The organism is Anaerovibrio lipolyticus LB2005, from assembly GCF_000621545.1.
In the GTDB taxonomy this organism is placed as follows: Bacteria; Bacillota; Negativicutes; order Selenomonadales; family Selenomonadaceae; genus Anaerovibrio; species Anaerovibrio lipolyticus_A.
In genome coordinates, this window is the sequence record NZ_JHYA01000014.1 from 40,222 (window position 1) to 56,944 (window position 16,723).

The window sequence follows — 16,723 nt, forward strand, 5'->3', positions numbered from 1 at the left end:
TTGTATGAAGAAAAATCAAAATTCATTAAAAAAATATATTGTGGCGGATAAATATGGCGATATGGCTGTGGAGGATTATTTAAAATCAGTAATGAAGGTATCCTCACGCAATCGCCAGCGTCTATTTCGTTCCAAGAATGTATTTGTAAATGGACGCCCTGTTCATTCAAAGCAGCGTATTAAGGGTGGCGATATGGTTGCTATCCGCCTGTTTGCCGATGATACCTTTGGGGTAAAGCCACAGATTGGACCAGTGGATGTTCTTTACGAGGACGATGCTGTAATTGTGCTGAACAAGCCTGCCAATATGCTGGTTCACCCAACAGGGCAGACGGACAGCTTCACTTTGGCCAATTTTCTGGCGGGATATTTCCAGGAAAAGGGCCAGACCATTACCATTCGTCCTTTGCATCGTCTTGACCGTGATACCACCGGCTGTGTACTTTTTGCCAAGAAGCCTGAATATCAGACCAAGCTGGAGGCGCAGCTTAAGTCCAATACTATGCACCGCATATATAATGCCATAGTAACTGGTAAAGGCATCTTGGAGGAATATCCCGATGGTCGTATTGAAAAGAGTATTGGCAAGGTTCCCGGTATGTCAAATCGCCGTAGGGCTGATGATAAGGGGCAGCCAGCGGTAACCCATTTTAAACTGGTGGAGGAAATCGGCCCCAATACCCTTTTGGAGCTGTGGCTGGAAACTGGACGTACCCACCAGATAAGGGTCCACATGGACTTTGCAGGACACCCGGTATTGGGGGACAAGATGTATGGCACTCCTTCAAGATTGATTAATCGTCTGGCCCTTCATGCCTCTGCTATTCAATTTCAGCATCCCGTTACAGGACAAATGGTGGAGGTCACCGCCCCTATGCCTCTGGATATGCAGGAGTGTATTGATAAGCTAAAAGCTTTTTGGAAATGAAGGACGTAATTTTATTTACTGCAGATAATTTATGGCGAAAAATTAATTTTTTTTCAAAAAAAGAAGGATAATAAGTTATCGTGTAGAAATATTAACTCATAATTAGGACAGTGATAGCTGTTTTGTGGTTAAAAACTTGGACATAAGCCGAGGGGGAATTATAAGTATAAAGGGGTGTTTAAAAAATGAATATGCAAAAAAAGGCTATTTTGTTTTTTAGTATCTGTGTTATCGCTGTTTGTCTGGTGACGGCATTTCTAGGATATCGGAATGCTATATCGGGATTCGATAAAGCTCTGACAAACAAGGCATTAAATGATGGCTTTTACTTGCGTGAAGTTATGGACGGCAAGTATGATGGCTCCTGGAGTATTAAAAACGGTCAGCTGTACAAGGGTGATGCCCTTATAAATGGCAAGACGGACAATATTGACCGTTTGAGCGAACAAACAGGTGATGCCATTACCATCTTCCAAGGTGATACCCGTGTATCCACTACAGTTAAGAAAGAAGACGGCTCCCGTGCCACCGGCACCAAGTGTTCTGCGGAGGTAGCTGATAGAGTTCTTAATAAGGGTGAAACCGTAAACATGGTAACACAAGTAGTAGGCAAAGATTATTACGTATGCTATCAGCCAGTTAAAGATTCCAGCAATAATATTATTGGTATGCTGTTTGTAGGTGTACCAGCCACAGACCTTGATGTAATGGCCAACGCTTTTATGACAAGTATGGCTATTGCTACTGTTATTCTTATCCTAATTATGGGCGTAGTTGTCACCTTTGCTGTTCGTCATACCTTAAGTCCTCTTAAGTCGGTTCAGAGTGCTCTGGAGCATGTGGCAAATGGAGACCTCAGTATTCCGGATCTCCATATTGAAGGTAGTGACGAAATTGCTCTGTTGGCTCATGATACCAACAGCATGAAGAATGCTATCAGAACATTGATGTCCAACATTGCCCACTCAGCAGAGCAGGTAGCCGCAGCCAGCCAGGAGCTTACAGCTACTGCAAATCAGACAGGTGAAAGTATCCGTGTGGTTGCCAATAGCGCAGTAAAGATGGCTGAAAATAACCAGGATCAGGTAAGAGAGCTGGAAAATACTCATGATAAGGTTAGCAACATGAATAATGACATGACTGACCTTACAAATTATTCCAACGATATGAAGGAAGCTGCCAATGACAGTCTTAAGGGTGTTGCCAATGGTCAGGTTACTGTTCGTAAGGCCATTGAGACTATGCACAATATGTCCAAGCAGATAGATGCTTCCTCCGTTATCGTGGAAGCCCTTGGTGAGCGTTCCGCCAGCATCGTTCAGGTTATTGAGACAATTTCCAATATTGCCAGTCAGACCAATTTGTTGGCTCTTAATGCTGCTATAGAGGCAGCCCGTGCTGGTGAAGCTGGTCGTGGCTTTGCTGTAGTAGCTGAGGAAGTAAGAAAGCTGGCAGAGCAGTCTGAGATTGCTGCCAAGAGTATTTCCGACATGATTACTACTATCCAGTCTGATACCATTAAGGCTGTTCAGGCCATGAAGGAAAACAATGAGGGCGTACAGGAAGGTACGAAGATTGTTTCTGAAGCAGGAGCTGCTTTTGATCAGATTTCCGAGCTTATTACCAACATGAATACCCAGATCGATGTATCCCTGAAGGCCATCGAAAAGACTGGTATCGTTTGCAACGATATCAGAGATATCATGGATAATGTGCTTCAGTTGGGTAATCGTTCCGCAAATGAGGCTCAGGGCGTAAGTGCTTCCACTGAAGAGCAGGCAGCCATGATGGATGAAATTGCCAGAGCAAGTACATCCTTGGCAGAGCTGTCCCAGTCTCTCCAGAATTATGTAACCAAGTTTAAGCTTTAATCTGCTGCCAAGGTTCATAAACTGGTAAAAAAGATAATTCAAAATAAAATCTCCTGATGGATTCGCTCAAGAGTCCTTCAGGAGATTTTTTAGGGGGAAATTTTCATGACAGATATGGTTCATAATATAAATGTAAAGGTATATATTACTGACAGCTCCAAGCTCCAGGACAAGGGGCTGTTTCAGCAGTTTTATGATAATGCCAATGAATATAGGAGAGAAAAAATAGATAAAACAGAGGACCAGCGTGACAAACAGGCAGTTTTGGCGGCAGGGGTGCTTTTATCCAGGGCCTTAAAGGAGGCCGGCTACAAAGAGCAGGAGCTGGAGCTGCAATTTAATAATAACGGTAAGCCATTTTATTCCAAGCATCCTGAACTGGGCTTCAGTCTCGCCTATTCCGGAGACAGGGCTATGTGTGCCATTGCCATAGCTGATGGCCCTATTGGTGCGGAAATCGGCTGTGATGTGGAGGAAAATACAAAAGAGCTGGCAGAGTATCTGGATGAATATAATATGACGGCAGATAAGTGGACCAGGCTGGAAAGCTATGCCAAGGCAACCCAAGCTGATATGGAAAGCCTTTTCTATGGAAGTGCCTCTGTTATTCCTGGTTTTATTTTTTCTCATCCGGAATTGGATGACAATTATAAATATAATGTATGTTGTAGAATAAAAATACCTTCCGAAAATATAATCATCGTTGATTTGACGAAATAAAATTAACGTATTATTAAATACTATTAGCTTTTATAAAGAAAAATAACACTTTAGCTTGTAAAACTTTACTTTTCTAATTATAATGAAAAGAGGAATCTGGATAAGTAAGTTTTGTTTTTATGGTTATTACAGAAGGGGTTTGATTATCATAAGACGCACAGATACTAAACAAAGAATATTAAAGGAGTCACTTAGATTATTTTCAGAGTATGGATATGAGGCTGTTGGGGTTGAAATGATTGCAGCTGCTGTGAAGGTAACTCCGCCTTCATTGTACAAGCATTTCACCGGCAAAAAGGAAATTGTAGAGGCTATCAGTGATTGGGTAGTGGAGCTCTATGAGGAACATAGCCTGTCTGTGGCAGATCTGGATGACATTGATATTGAACAAATGGATGAGGATAGCTTTGTCAATTATTTAATGCCGTTCGTAGAAAATGTTCTGCATGATGAAATTTTGAAGAGCATTAAAAAGCTGCTGACTATTGAGCAGTTCCGCAATGAACGGGCTCGTCTCATGTACATTGAAAAGTGCTATGAGCTGCCTGAGAAGCATACCCTCAATCTGGTGGAGCGTCTGGTTAAGCTGAGAAAGCCGGATGCAGACATTGATGTTGATTACGTTGCCAAGGTTCTTACCTTCCCAGCCACTAACGTACTTAATAGATGCTATTGTGACCCTGAATATGAAAAAGAGGGTTTGGAGTTCTTAAGAAAACATCTTCATAAAGCTTGGCAGTTTATATTTGCGTAAAAACATAACGCAGTTATTCTATTTTCTTTTTTATGGGAAAATTATGAGTAGCTGCGTTATAATTGTATTTGGGAAATTTTTTTAAAACAAATTAAAGGTGGGGTGAACTGACATGGAAAATAGCGGAGACGGTAAGGGGATATTTACACTAAAGCATTACCTGTTTTTGCTGATATGGTGGCTTTCCTTGGGCTTTACTCTGGATACTAATTCAGCCCTTTTAGGATTGGTTCTGAGCTTTGTGTTTTTTACCATGACAGCCATGAATGTGCTGAAGAAATCAATACTAATTATGCTGGCGGTCTTTATACTGACGGCCATATTCCCACCATTAGGCTTTGCTGTGGCCTGTCTGGCATTGATATTTTTCCTTATGCGTATCAGCTTTGTCATAGATAATTGGCGGGCCTTAAGCGTTGGCCTGTACGCCTATGGAATATATCTGCTGGTTGTGGTCTTTAATTCCTTCTTTTATGAAACTGTAGTGGTTCAGGCTACCCTTAGAGTTGTGGATTTCTTTAATGCTGGTGGCGAAACTGCTGTGGAAACCTTTGGCCAGCAGGGAGTGGATGCTGTCAACGCCACCACTGGCTTTATCAAGGAAGCTCTCCATGTGGGCTCATATATTTTGCCTCTGTTTTTGGCATTTTTCTTCCACAGGCTTCTGGGCTGGCTGTATAAGCACGGTTATACTACAGACAGGGCCTTCTATGTAATCGGCTTAACCCCGTTGGTGGTTATGGCCATGGTATTACCATTCCTTAAAATTGACCTTGGAGGAGATACATTGTTCTCCGGTTCCCTGGCAGACGGCACCGATGGCATTGCAGGAATCGATGGAGTGAATAATACTGTTCATGTACCAACTGTAGAAATGCCAAGTCAGGTAACTACGATTATGGATGTGGCCAATGTGGATATGGGAAGCTGGTTTGTGGAAAATGCAGCGGCTCTTTCACCGGCTATTGAATCCTCGATGGCAACCCTTGCGGTGCGGGGAATATATGTTGGTGCTGAAAAATATGAAGGCAAAGCTGGCTTTCAGACACTCTTTAATGGTGGCATTCAGACCATTAGGGATGATGATGACAACCATACTACTATAAAGAATGAAAAAGGAGAGGATATCTCCGAAATAATTTATGATGAGTCCACAGATACGGACCGTATTCTTCTGGAGGACGGCAATGAGCTTATCTTTACCAAGGCTTCAGGTACCATCGTAGACAGTGATGGCCAGTTAATGGGAAGATTTAAGCAAAATTCTGATGGGGACACAGTGCTGGTAACCAGAGAGGATAAAATCATAAGAACCTACCACCGTGACGGAACCATAAGAAATGCCAAGGGCGAAGTGGTTGGAGAAGCCAAGATAGCAGTATAAATTAAGTCATTTTATTTTCTTAGGGGGATGAAAAACAATGAATCAAAAGGGCTACAACTTTTTTAAGCGTTCCTTGTACTCGTTTCTGGTAGTATTTTTATTACTTTGCCAGACGGTATTTGCGGCCGATTTTAGCAAGGTAATGATACTGCACACTAATGATACCCATGGCTTTGTCAAGGGAGACGACAAGCATATAGGTATGCCTATAATTGCCCAGATCAAGAAGGATATGGAGTCCAAGGGCTATAATGTTATTATGCTGGATGCTGGGGACATTATTCAGGGGAATGCCCTGGCAAAATATGACAAGGGCAAATCCTGCATTAATTTTATGAATGCCATAGGCTATGATGCTGCAACTATTGGTAACCATGAATTCGATTACGGCCTTGGTGTATTGGAAGAACGCATGAAGGAAGCTAAATTTCCGTTTATTTCATCCAATATTATCGACAACAATACCGAAAATACCTTTGTGAAGCCTTATACTATTCTGGAAAAGGAGTATGGCAAAATCGGTATTATTGGTTTAACCACTCCGGAAACAAAGACCAGTGCCCTTCCTGAAAATGTCGCCACCTTGAACTTTCTTGAAGGAAAGGTGCTTATGGCCAGCACCCAGATGTATGTTAGCAAAATGATTGCCGAAAAATGCGATCTCATTATTGCGTTGGGGCATTTGGGCAGTAAAGACAGCTGCATGGGCAGCCGTTCCGAGGACGTTATTGCAAATGTAAATGGCATTGATATTTTTATTGATGGTCACGATCACTTAGTGAAAAATAATATTGTTGGCAATGCATTACAAGTGGAAACCGGTAGTTTTACCGAGCATTTGGGCTGTATAGTGTACGAGGACGGCAAATGGACTGAAAAGATGATTTCCCTTGGGGAATACACAAAGGCTGACAGAAATGTGGAGAAGCTAGTGAACAATGCCTCCTATAATGTTGATTTACATTTGTCCACTACTGTTGGAGACGCAGTTAATGATATGAGTGGAGAGTTTATGCCGGGGCTGAGAAATCAGGAAATGGCCATGGGGGATTTCTGCTCAGATGCAATATTATGGCAGTCAAATCAGATTTTGGGCCAGGATAAAAAGGCTGATGGCTGTATTGTAAATGGTGGAGCCATCAGAACCGGCTTCAATGCCGGAAAAATCAAGGTTAAGGATATTCAGTCTGTATTCCCATTCGATAATGATATGTGGGTTCTTACCATAAAAGGCTCCAAGCTTTTGGAGATTATTGAGGCTTCAACCCAGTGCACTCCTGATGAAATGGGTGGCTTCCCACAGGTTTCCGGTATTGAATATACCTTGAATTTAACGGTTCCTTATCAGAAGGGACCTCAGTATCCTCGTTCCATGTATTATGCTCCGGCAGCTCCCGGAAGTCGTGTTACTATAAATTCTGTAGGAGGAAAAGCCTTTGATCCTGATGCCGAATACAGAATAGTTGTAAACAACTTCATTAAAGCAGGCGGTGACAGCTACACCGGACTAACAGCTAAAGATGCAATTATTTCAGCTGAAAATCTTGGCCTTTGGGACAGTGAATGTCTGCAGAAATACATTACAGACAGACTTCATGGGAAGATTACCCCTGAGTACAGCAAAGTACAGGGACGAATCAAAATAATTTCATGATTTATCTGTGGATGACTTCATAAATTTCAACAAAAAAGAAGGAATTACTCCTTTTTTTGTAGAAATACATCGAAGCTGGATTTCGATGCTTATTGGTTGATTATCCAAAATGTATTTTGTTGTAAAGAGGGAGGAAACAAGATGAGAAAATTATTTGCCGTTTTAGTTGGTATGCTGGTTATGGCATGTGCGTCCATGTGCTTTGCTGCGGAAACCTATCAGATGGTTTACGAAGCGTACAATTTCTCCGAGAATTTGGGAGAAGATGAGGCTGTTAACGAAAACTTCAATACTCCTTATGGTACCCTGAAGATCCAGATGAGAAAGCTATGGAATTCCAGCAGTGACAAGAAAATGCATGTAATCACCTGGTTGGATGATAAGAGAATATCTGATAACTATTACCCACAGGTAGAGAATGGATACACCTTCCGTGTAATCAAAAATACCAGCAACAGCGAATTATACTTTGTAATTGAGTCCATGGAACGTGCTTATATGTACGGTTATTCCCCAGAAAAGAAAACCATGATGACCTATATTGACAGCTTGAACTACGCTCATGAAACAGGCGCACGGCCTACTATCGTAGTGTTGAGAGATGGAAAGCTGGTATTGGCCTTTGACCAGGTATACCGCCCATATCCTAGCTCTGCACGCTATCAGTTCTTCTGGGATAATTCCACCAAATGGTTTGGCTACAGAGATCTCGGAAGAGATTGGGCTCCAATATATAAGGACAAGCAGAGCTGAGCTGCTGAGTAAAAACTTAAAAGTTGCTTTTTGAAGCTATTAAAAGGCCTTCTATGATTATGTGTTAATCGTAGGGGGCCTTAGTTGCTGTAGAGCTGCTGACCTATGAATTGCCAAGAGAATTTGCAGGATATTGGTATTATTTGTAGAAATTAACTCTTGTATAGATAAAACTGAGGGGAGTTGGTTCGTGTGTATTATAAGCTGAAAGAAGATTTGCGATTAAGGGGCTGGGAACTGCTACCTACGGGTATTGTGAGACATCTTTCAGAAGCAGTCAGCTTTATGCCCACGGATGTTTATCGGGCATTACAAAAGGCCTGCAGCTCCATACCTGCAAATAGTCCTCTTTTTTCACCAACAGAAAAGAAGTATCTTAAGGAGCTATCTGAGGAAGGCATTTTGGAAGAAACTGATATACCGGTACCTCTTTCTGAGGAGCAAAAATACCGTGCATATCCTAATCGCTTTCTTTACTCCATTCATTGGTCCATTACGGGAAATTGTAATTGTCGCTGCCGTCACTGCTATATGTCCGCGCCGACGCGTACTACTTCAAAAACAAGCATGGATGACGAGCCTTCCCTTGAGGATTGTCTGGACATTGTTCGGCAAATGGAGGCGGCTGGCGTGCGTGTAGTTTCCCTGACCGGAGGCGAGGCCCTGTTGCGTCGCGACTTCTTTAAAATTGTTGACGCACTTCTGGATGCAGATATCCTTATTACCACCGTTATGTCAAATGGATTGCTTGTAAATGAACATACACTTGATGAATTTGAGCGCCGGGGAATAAAGCCAGAATTTAATATGAGCTTTGACGGCATTGACTGCCATGACTGGCTACGGGGAATCCCGGGAGTGGAAAAGGCAGTAAAGCATGCCTTTAAGCTGTGCAAGGAACGTGGCTTTCCTACTGGGGCGGAGTATTGTCTGCACAAAGGCAATATTAATGCTCTGCGGGAAAGCGTAAAGCTCCTTGGGGAACTTGGCTGTCAAACCCTGAAGGTGAATCGCTTGAGTCTGGAAGGAGAAGGCTTGGCTATTGCGGATAAGGCCATAACCATGGAGGAGGAATATCAGGTATATTTAGATTATATCCCGCAATTTTACGAGGATGGAGCACCTCTCAATATAATGCTGGCAGGCATTTTCAGTAATATTGATAAGGATGACTATATAATTCCGTGCAAAAAGAATTTGGAGGATGAGGACTGTGATAATTACTGCCTTTGCGGTCATGCACGCAGCCAAATGTATATAACCCCTGATGGTTATATGGTTCCATGCATTCCTATGGGGAGCGTGGAGGGCGGACGCCGTCATTTTCCTAATTTAAAAACTACTTCCCTTAGCTCTGCGTTGAAGGACTCATATTATATGGACTTTATTGATATGCGTCTACGGGAGTATTTTGCTCATAATCCAGGCTGTGAGTCCTGTAAATACCGTAACTGTTGTGCTGGTGGCTGTCGGGGCCATGTTGCAGCTGTAGGCGGTGGTGAGGATTTACTGGCCAGAGATGAGGATACATGTAAATTCTTCCAAAAAGGCTGGCATGATAAGCTGGTAAAATTGATGGAAGATATCAAAGGGAAAAAATAGCAAAAAGACCATGAATTCCATTTTTTTAAATACTAAAAGGCCTTCTAGGATTAAATACATCATAGAAGGCCTTAATTATTGCTGTGGAGTCCTTATGTGGACTTTAAGAAAGTTTATTTTTTCTTAATATCATAGCAGAATACTTCGGAAATTTCCTTATCATAGCCAGGATAGAAGCCCTTTACCATGCCCAGTACGATACGGGAGCCACGGTTGTAGTGAACCAGCATCTGCTTCTTTGCCTTGTTGAAGGTAATACCCTCGATTTCTCCCTGGAAGGTTACATCGTCAAGGGTTCTCTCGAGAACAACGGTGGCATTGGATGCACCTGGCTGAATATCTACGCGGTATACATGGTCTGGCTCAATCTCATCAGCGGTGCCGTCATCTGCAGTGAGATAGAAAGAACCATTGTAATATGCTATTCCCTGTACCCACTGTGGAGGGCACTGGAGATGAACCTTGCGGAGATATTTGCCGGTCTTTAAATCATATTCATAGAGATAGCGTCCAGATTCTTCACCTACCCAAGAACACATCCACACGGTCTGGGTATCTGGATTAACACAAATACCAGAGCATTCTTCCTGACCTGATGAAGGCTCAAAGGAGAAGGTTCTCTTTAATTTCAAGGTATCAGCATCGTGAATTGCAATCTGAATGTCCTTGCCAACACCATCCATGAAATTCTCAGCGCCTACATAGATTTCGTTGTTGTAAACATCAATATCGCCAATATGGTTGGATGGAATGCTGTATCCCTCAAAAGGATTCTTGTTAATCTCGATCAAATTCCAATTCTTGTCATATTTTGCAAGAGTCTTGGAACCGGAAACCCAAAAATAATCACCCTCAGAAGCTACACCCTGGCGTCCCTCAACCTGGTGTACAGATTCCACTTTGTAGGTGGCTTTAGGCAGCATTTTCTTTGCGTTGGTCTCAGGTCTGCCATCTAATGGTGACAAGCCGGACATACCAGTGGCGGCCATGGCAGTAGCTGACACGCTGAGAGCCAGACCTAAAATTGCTGCTTTTAATGCTTTCTTCTTCATAATTAATCCCCTCCAAAAAATAAAAATATAACTTTTGATGTTCTAACACATTTTCCCCTAAAATATTAAAACATCATCTCACGATTTAGAGTATTCAATATATATTTTAATTTTCCTGCTAAAGGTTAAAAAATAGGACAATATATACAGTGTAAATCCTTTGTTAACGGTTATTTACTTGAAAAATGTAAAAAAAGGGCCGCTTCGGCAGTCCTTTTTTGTATTTGGGTATCTTTTTAAAATGATTTTCTATCGTAGTATAACATTATTGTTATACAAGAAAAGTCAAATGGTCTAAAAATCGACCACTTTTTGCAAAGTTGTTGAAATTGACTGAATATTATTTTAAAATTGAATTGTCTAGTAGGGAGAAATATTCTTCTTCTGAGTAGACAATACCATGATGGCAAATAGTATTTAAATTCAGGGAGGAAAAACAAGATGATGAAAAAATTGCTGTTAGGGTTGGTGGCTTTGATTGCCATTTTCGCTATCGCGGGCTGTGGCACGGAGAAGCCAAAGGACACTGCCGACAAGGCTGTTTTGGGCTATTCTGAGATAATGGCCTATGGCGTATCAGATAGCATGGCAGCTACCGGCATGACAAAGGCTCAGGAGGAGCAGATTCAGGAGGCAGTGATTGGCGATTTGCTGAAGGCTTTTGCTAAGTTCCCACTGAATGATGCAAATGTTGAGGATATCACTGCAACATACATCACCAAGATGAAGGCAGCTATGCAGATTAAGACCAAGATTAAGACAGATGATGCTGAGCATCCTGTAGTAGAGGTAACAGCCAATGTTCTTGATCAGGCAGGTGCTGCAAAGCTGGCTGAGACGAATGAGGATATTCTCGCTCTTGGCGTTGTATTGGGTGCCCTGCAGGCTAATGGCTACACTGTTGAGCAGTTTAAGCAGGATCCAGATTTCCAGAAGGCTACTCTGGAGTGCATTGAGAACTACATCAACGAGTTCCCACTCAAGATGGGTCAGACCTATGAGTGCAAATGCGAAGTCGTTAAGGGTGACGATGGCAAGATGTATTGGGCTCCAGTTGATGTTGATGGCCTGAAGAAGTTTGTAAATGGTTTGTAATTCTTTAAGGTACTGTCATGGTATGCAAAGGGTAAAAATGTTTTTTAAAATTGAGAGGAGATTATACTTATGAAAAAGTTTAGTATGATTTTGGCAGCTATGGTATTTGCTTTGGGTGCTCAGATGGCTAGTGCAGCTTCTCTGGACTGCAACGTAACTTCTTCTAACTACGCTTTAATGGATGAGGAAGTTGAGCTTATTGTTGATGAGCCTGTAGAGTCCGGCGATGTTCTCGTGGACGAGGACGGCGACGTTTGGGTAGTTGAGTAAAATTTACCCTTCTTATTGAGTTGGATGGTTCACCAGAGATGGTGAGTCATCCGGCTCGAAAGATATAAAAATAAAGGCGCGAATGTTTGTCGCGCCTTTTGTCTTGAGGAGTCTATTAGTATGGAAATACTACAGAAAGCACTTGAATGGAAGCACACCCAGAAAATAATTACTTCTGTTATTATATTAAATGCTATTGTGTTGGGTATATTGACAGACAGGTCATTGACAGCGGAACAGATTTTTCTTCTGGAGGCAGTGGATAAGGCTTGTTTGGTGATATTTGTAATAGAGCTGGTGGCCAAGCTGCTGGTTTATCGGAGAAATTTCTGGTCAGATGCCTGGAATATTTTTGATTTCGTTGTTGTGGCCAGCTCCATAATCTTTATTTCTTCCAGTGTATCTATTATCCGGGCATTTCGTATATTTAGATTACTGAAGGCGTTGGCAGAATTCCCTGAGCTTCAGATATTGGTTTCAGCCATGTTAAAGGCCATACCTAGTATGAGCTGGGCATTGGTTCTTTTGTTTATTATATTTTATATCTTTGCAGTTTTTGGCAGTGCTCTGTATGGTGATAACTTCCCTGAGCTGTTTGGTGGTGTTGGTGGCTCCATGTTTACGTTGTTCCAGGTTATGACCTTTGAGTCCTGGGCAACAGCTGTGGCCAGACCTATAATGGAGGTTCAGCCTTACGCCTGGATTTATTTCCTTGTGTTCATCCTTCTTACCTCTATTACCTTGCTGAATGTAATGGTTGGTATAGTTGTAGAGGCTGTAGGTACAATTTCTGAGGCAGCCAAGAAAAAACAGGCCGCCAAGGAGGCTGCAAAGGCACAATCTGAAGGATATGAAGCCGATGAGGTGGAAAAAGAAATTCGGAAGCATTTTGAGCAGATTGAGGAGCTGCTGAAGGCAAGAAAAGCATAGGAAGTTTCCTTATTCTATCTCCAAATGTTTGGAACTTTCAAGATTATACTAAAAATGGTATAATGAACCTAAGAAAAAGGTGCTACCGATAGACGGTCAGCCCCGAACAAGAAACAGTTTATAGAAAAGCCGTCTCAGTTGGTAGCCGTGGCGGTTTTTCGTATTAATACCCCTTGTCTATCAATAGGCAGGGGCTTTTTTTTATGCAATTTTTGTTATATAAGAAAGGTCAAAAGGTCTAAAAAACGACCACTTTTTGCAAAAATCGACCACTTTTTGCAAAGTCGTTGAATGTTTGGAATATTTGTGATATTTTCTAAAACAAGGAGAAAAACGTGCCTCATGGCACAATGGACAAGCAGGGAGGATATGAAAATGACTACAAGGAAGTATGAATATCCACTAGGGGGGGACATCAGCCTCAATAAAGCCAATCAGGGCAGGGGCTGGAAAGGTTTAAAGGGACATATGGCTCTGGCGCTTGCTGTATCGCTGTGGATAGCGGGCAGTGGGATGGCATCGGCGGAAGTGGTAATTACCAGTGAACCGGCCGGAGCTACAGCGGATTTGGAAAAAGCAACTAGCCCGGTTACTATATATTATCTTAAAAATGATACATCACTGAAGATTAGTGGCGATGATAACACAGAGTTCAATAGTTATTATGCCGCTAAGTTTTCGAATGCTGCTGATATTACGTTATCTGGCTACACTCTTACGGTGGATGGTGGTAATTTTAAGAATAAGGATTTGCATGCTGCCTACGCTGAAGGTATGAACGGTCAGGCCAACGGAAATAAACTGTTTATCAATAATGGTACGAATATACAGGCTATTTTTGGTGGAGCAGCCAATGCGGGTGCATCAAATAATGAGGTGAACATATCAGGCGGAGAGGTTGTATCGGCATACGGTGGCAGTACGGTTAGTGGTAATGCGAATAATAATACTGTTACTTTTACCAGTGGTGAAGTAATGAAGATTTATGGCGGTGATACAAATGATGGAGCTGCTAACGGGAATACAGTTAATATTTCCGGTGGTACTGTGTACCGTGTTTATGGCGGCAAATCTCTTGACGGCTCTGCTGCTGATAATACGGTCAATATCTTGAAAAGTGGCATGACATTTAGGGGAATTTATGGTGGATATGCCCCTACATCTTCCGGCAACACTATTAATTTTGCTGCCAAGAATATTACTGTAGAAGAAATTGGTGATGTGCAAAATCTGAATTTTTACATGCCTGCCGATATTGTGGCCGGTGATACGATGGTTACAGTTACTGACCAAAAAACATCTTTGAATGGTGTGACCGTCGGTGCAGCAGCACTTACAGGTGTGCAGCTCTCACAGGGAGATAGTGTAACGTTGCTAAAAAACGAAAAAGGTTTCGAAGGTACGGCTGTTACCACGAAGCTGACCACACCTCCAAAGGCCACCAGCCTTACCGTGGATACTTCTTATGAATTTAACATTAGGCAAAACAGTACAGATATTACCGCCACCTTAGGGGATGTTGTAGAAAATAACGCTTCGGAGCGGGCTAAGTCCTTGGTAGAAACAAGAGCAGCTGCCACAACCTTTGTAAATGCTGGGGCTGATATGCTGGCTTCCCAAGGCTTCCAACAGGCAGCTAATGCCGTTGCTGTTGAAAAGGCGGCCAATGGTACGGGAATAGGCGCGAAGGCTGCCGGCGGCTTTACCCCCTTTGCGGCCTTCGGCGGTTCATCATTGCGGGCAGAAAGCGGTTCCCATGTGGATACCAAGGGCTTTGGGCTGAATCTGGGGTTTGCCCGTGAGATAAACAACTCTCAAGGAAAGCTGCTCTTTGGTCCGATTGTGGAATATGGTGGCGGTGGCTATGACAGCTATCTTGATGATGGAACCCACGGTGAGGGCGGTGCTCACTATTATGGAGTCGGCATCATGGCGCGTCAGGTCAATAACGATGGCTTCTATTACGAGGGAAGCCTCCGTGGTGGACGGGTAGATTCTGACTATAAGTCTGATATAAATGGTGTTGGTCATGTAAATTATGACAGCTACTCAAATTATTTGGCAGCTCATATTGGCCTGGGCAAAGTTTTTGATATTGGTCACAACAACACAGTGGATGGCTATTTTAAGTATTTTTACAGCCATCAGGGTGGGGATACTACTACCATTCACATTGCAGGAATGAATAACGAGACGGGTGACTTTGATGCTGTGGATAGCAACCGCATCCGTATAGGCGCACGTTTTACCCATAAGATCAACGATAAAAACAGCTATTACGGTGGCATTGCTTACCAGTACGAATTTGGCAGTGAGGCAAGGGCGCATTTTAATGGCAACAGCGTTCCAAGCCCAAGCATGAAAGGCAGCAGTGGCTTGCTTGAGCTTGGCTGGCAGGTGAAGCCCGGTGATGGACCGCTGACGCTTGACTTTGGTCTTAATGGTTGGATAGGTAAGCAAAGGGGCGGCAGCGTTCAATTGGGCGCAACCTGGAATTTCTAAAATAATATTTGAAGGGGCTGCTTCGGCAGTCCCACTTTTTTTACCACTCATAGCTGCTCTCAGTGAGGGCCGCTTTTAATTTATATAAAATGTATTGCGAATTGCGTTACTTTTGTATATTATTGTGTAAAGAGGTGATTTGGTATGGCAGTAAAAACAGCAAATGTTAATTTAAGAATGAAAGCTGATATAAAAGAACAGGCAGAAATAATCCTTGCCAATCTTGGTATACCGCGCTCTGTGGCAATCGATATGTTCTATAGACAAATTATAGCCCATAATGGTATCCCGTTTAGTCTGACACTTCCTAATAAAATAATGGCACGTGACGAAATGACAAATGCACAGTTTGATAAATTTATGGAAACTGGATTAAAGCAGGCCAAGCAGGATGAATCCTCCGACGTGGATGAAGTTTTTTCTGAGTTGGGGGTCTGATTGGTGAAAGTATATAAAGTTAAGATTACAAGACAGGCTAAAGATAATCTCCGCAGTATACATAAGTATATTTCCGAGGATTTGTATGCACCTGATGCAGCAAAAAATGTATTGTCTTTATTAAAAGAGGAAATCAAGAGCCTATCCACTATGCCCGAACGGATAAAACTTATTGAGGATAAAAGGTGGAGAAGTGAGGGAATTCGTAAAATGCTTGTCAGAAATTTCTTTGTATATTTTTGGATAGATGAAGAAAAAGATATTGTACAAGTAATAGGCGTGGTATATGTCGCTCGTAACCAAGCTGTTCAGTTAGATTTAATGAAGTTACAATAATATCTGCTTTATATGCCAGGGGATATTAAGGTTCCCTGGCTATTTTATTATGCGAATTATAAAAATCTGGAATGAATCCAAAGACACTTCAGTATCTGATGGGCCATTCTGAAATCGGTGTTACATTAAATGTTTATACCCATGTCGATTTTGATGGCGCTAAGACTGAGGTGGAAAGAATTAGTACACTCTAAAAAGATGGTATATATTGTGACGCTCTCAGATGCGTTTTAAGGCCGATTTCAAAATCATACTAGCCGGGCTTTAAACCCGGCTTTTTTGATGCAATTTTTTTAGTTTACCACTACAAAAGTATAACAATATTGTTATAACAGAAAAGTCAAAAGGTCTAAAAATCGACCACTTTTTGCAAAAATCGACCACTTTTTGCAAAGTCGTTGAATGTTTGGAATCTTTGTGATATTTTCTAAAAT

The 16,723-nt window shown here is 42.1% G+C and carries 16 protein-coding genes; 15 read left to right on the forward strand and 1 reads right to left on the reverse strand.

Features of this window, described 5'->3' with window-relative positions:
- The first annotated feature begins 4 nt into the window (after nucleotides 1-4).
- From T355_RS0110785 to T355_RS0110820, 8 genes are all read left to right on the forward strand, one after another.
- The gene (locus T355_RS0110785) at nucleotides 5-928 is read left to right on the forward strand and encodes an RluA family pseudouridine synthase (RefSeq protein ID WP_027397767.1); all 924 of its coding nucleotides are present in this window, start codon (nucleotides 5-7) and stop codon (nucleotides 926-928) included.
- A gap of 185 nt (nucleotides 929-1,113) precedes the next feature.
- Nucleotides 1,114-2,799, forward strand: coding sequence for a methyl-accepting chemotaxis protein (locus tag T355_RS0110790; protein WP_027397768.1), 1,686 nt, complete (start codon nucleotides 1,114-1,116; stop codon nucleotides 2,797-2,799).
- Between the two features lie 105 nt (nucleotides 2,800-2,904).
- Nucleotides 2,905-3,519 (forward strand): 4'-phosphopantetheinyl transferase family protein, encoded by a 615-nt coding sequence (locus T355_RS0110795; protein WP_027397769.1) that lies wholly within the window; start codon nucleotides 2,905-2,907, stop codon nucleotides 3,517-3,519.
- An 82-nt stretch (nucleotides 3,520-3,601) separates the two neighbouring features.
- The gene (locus T355_RS14855) at nucleotides 3,602-4,273 is read left to right on the forward strand and encodes a TetR/AcrR family transcriptional regulator (RefSeq protein WP_081777670.1); all 672 of its coding nucleotides are present in this window, start codon (nucleotides 3,602-3,604) and stop codon (nucleotides 4,271-4,273) included.
- A 112-nt stretch (nucleotides 4,274-4,385) separates the two neighbouring features.
- Nucleotides 4,386-5,657, forward strand: coding sequence for a hypothetical protein (locus tag T355_RS0110805; protein ID WP_027397770.1), 1,272 nt, complete (start codon nucleotides 4,386-4,388; stop codon nucleotides 5,655-5,657).
- Between the two features lie 37 nt (nucleotides 5,658-5,694).
- On the forward strand, nucleotides 5,695-7,311 hold the full coding sequence (locus T355_RS0110810) for a bifunctional metallophosphatase/5'-nucleotidase (RefSeq protein ID WP_027397771.1): 1,617 nt from the start codon (nucleotides 5,695-5,697) through the stop codon (nucleotides 7,309-7,311).
- Nucleotides 7,312-7,452: 141 nt separating this feature from the next.
- The gene (locus T355_RS0110815; protein WP_027397772.1) at nucleotides 7,453-8,064 is read left to right on the forward strand and encodes a hypothetical protein; all 612 of its coding nucleotides are present in this window, start codon (nucleotides 7,453-7,455) and stop codon (nucleotides 8,062-8,064) included.
- A gap of 192 nt (nucleotides 8,065-8,256) precedes the next feature.
- Nucleotides 8,257-9,666 (forward strand): radical SAM/SPASM domain-containing protein, encoded by a 1,410-nt coding sequence (locus tag T355_RS0110820; protein WP_037330124.1) that lies wholly within the window; start codon nucleotides 8,257-8,259, stop codon nucleotides 9,664-9,666.
- A gap of 113 nt (nucleotides 9,667-9,779) precedes the next feature.
- On the opposite strand, the gene T355_RS14270 is transcribed toward T355_RS0110820, so the two are convergent.
- Complete coding sequence (locus T355_RS14270) at nucleotides 9,780-10,718, reverse strand: hypothetical protein (protein WP_037330125.1); 939 nt, start codon at nucleotides 10,716-10,718, stop codon at nucleotides 9,780-9,782.
- Between the two features lie 441 nt (nucleotides 10,719-11,159).
- On the opposite strand from T355_RS14270, the gene T355_RS0110830 reads away from it, so the two are divergent.
- From T355_RS0110830 to T355_RS15055, 7 genes are all read left to right on the forward strand, one after another.
- Nucleotides 11,160-11,813, forward strand: coding sequence for a lipoprotein (locus T355_RS0110830; RefSeq protein WP_027397774.1), 654 nt, complete (start codon nucleotides 11,160-11,162; stop codon nucleotides 11,811-11,813).
- 69 nt (nucleotides 11,814-11,882) lie between these two features.
- On the forward strand, nucleotides 11,883-12,083 hold the full coding sequence (locus T355_RS0110835) for a hypothetical protein (protein ID WP_027397086.1): 201 nt from the start codon (nucleotides 11,883-11,885) through the stop codon (nucleotides 12,081-12,083).
- Nucleotides 12,084-12,203: 120 nt separating this feature from the next.
- Nucleotides 12,204-13,013, forward strand: coding sequence for an ion transporter (locus T355_RS0110840; protein ID WP_027397775.1), 810 nt, complete (start codon nucleotides 12,204-12,206; stop codon nucleotides 13,011-13,013).
- 375 nt (nucleotides 13,014-13,388) lie between these two features.
- Nucleotides 13,389-15,515: an autotransporter domain-containing protein gene (locus T355_RS14275; protein ID WP_027397776.1), complete on the forward strand. Its 2,127-nt coding sequence runs from the start codon at nucleotides 13,389-13,391 to the stop codon at nucleotides 15,513-15,515.
- Between the two features lie 144 nt (nucleotides 15,516-15,659).
- Nucleotides 15,660-15,953: a type II toxin-antitoxin system RelB/DinJ family antitoxin gene (locus tag T355_RS0110850; RefSeq protein WP_027397777.1), complete on the forward strand. Its 294-nt coding sequence runs from the start codon at nucleotides 15,660-15,662 to the stop codon at nucleotides 15,951-15,953.
- A gap of 3 nt (nucleotides 15,954-15,956) precedes the next feature.
- Entirely contained in the window at nucleotides 15,957-16,289 is a 333-nt protein-coding gene (locus T355_RS0110855) for a type II toxin-antitoxin system RelE/ParE family toxin (RefSeq protein WP_027397778.1), read from the forward strand.
- Nucleotides 16,290-16,360: 71 nt separating this feature from the next.
- Nucleotides 16,361-16,483: a tyrosine-type recombinase/integrase gene (locus tag T355_RS15055; RefSeq protein WP_081777672.1), complete on the forward strand. Its 123-nt coding sequence runs from the start codon at nucleotides 16,361-16,363 to the stop codon at nucleotides 16,481-16,483.
- Nucleotides 16,484-16,723 lie beyond the last annotated feature (240 nt).

What these genes read in the sequence shown, in the direction of transcription:
- T355_RS0110805 (WP_027397770.1), top strand. Translation starts at nt 4,386, where the DNA reads ATGGAAAATAGCGGAGACGGTAAGGGGATATTTACACTAAAGCATTAC.
- T355_RS0110850 (WP_027397777.1), top strand. Translation starts at nt 15,660, where the DNA reads ATGGCAGTAAAAACAGCAAATGTTAATTTAAGAATGAAAGCTGATATA.
- T355_RS15055 (WP_081777672.1), top strand. Translation starts at nt 16,361, where the DNA reads ATGAATCCAAAGACACTTCAGTATCTGATGGGCCATTCTGAAATCGGT.
- T355_RS0110835 (WP_027397086.1), top strand. Translation starts at nt 11,883, where the DNA reads ATGAAAAAGTTTAGTATGATTTTGGCAGCTATGGTATTTGCTTTGGGT.
- T355_RS0110810 (WP_027397771.1), top strand. Translation starts at nt 5,695, where the DNA reads ATGAATCAAAAGGGCTACAACTTTTTTAAGCGTTCCTTGTACTCGTTT.
- T355_RS14270 (WP_037330125.1), bottom strand. Translation starts at nt 10,718, where the DNA reads ATGAAGAAGAAAGCATTAAAAGCAGCAATTTTAGGTCTGGCTCTCAGC.
- T355_RS0110815 (WP_027397772.1), top strand. Translation starts at nt 7,453, where the DNA reads ATGAGAAAATTATTTGCCGTTTTAGTTGGTATGCTGGTTATGGCATGT.
- T355_RS0110795 (WP_027397769.1), top strand. Translation starts at nt 2,905, where the DNA reads ATGACAGATATGGTTCATAATATAAATGTAAAGGTATATATTACTGAC.
- T355_RS0110840 (WP_027397775.1), top strand. Translation starts at nt 12,204, where the DNA reads ATGGAAATACTACAGAAAGCACTTGAATGGAAGCACACCCAGAAAATA.
- T355_RS0110790 (WP_027397768.1), top strand. Translation starts at nt 1,114, where the DNA reads ATGAATATGCAAAAAAAGGCTATTTTGTTTTTTAGTATCTGTGTTATC.
- T355_RS0110830 (WP_027397774.1), top strand. Translation starts at nt 11,160, where the DNA reads ATGATGAAAAAATTGCTGTTAGGGTTGGTGGCTTTGATTGCCATTTTC.
- T355_RS0110785 (WP_027397767.1), top strand. Translation starts at nt 5, where the DNA reads ATGAAGAAAAATCAAAATTCATTAAAAAAATATATTGTGGCGGATAAA.
- T355_RS14855 (WP_081777670.1), top strand. Translation starts at nt 3,602, where the DNA reads ATGAAAAGAGGAATCTGGATAAGTAAGTTTTGTTTTTATGGTTATTAC.
- T355_RS14275 (WP_027397776.1), top strand. Translation starts at nt 13,389, where the DNA reads ATGACTACAAGGAAGTATGAATATCCACTAGGGGGGGACATCAGCCTC.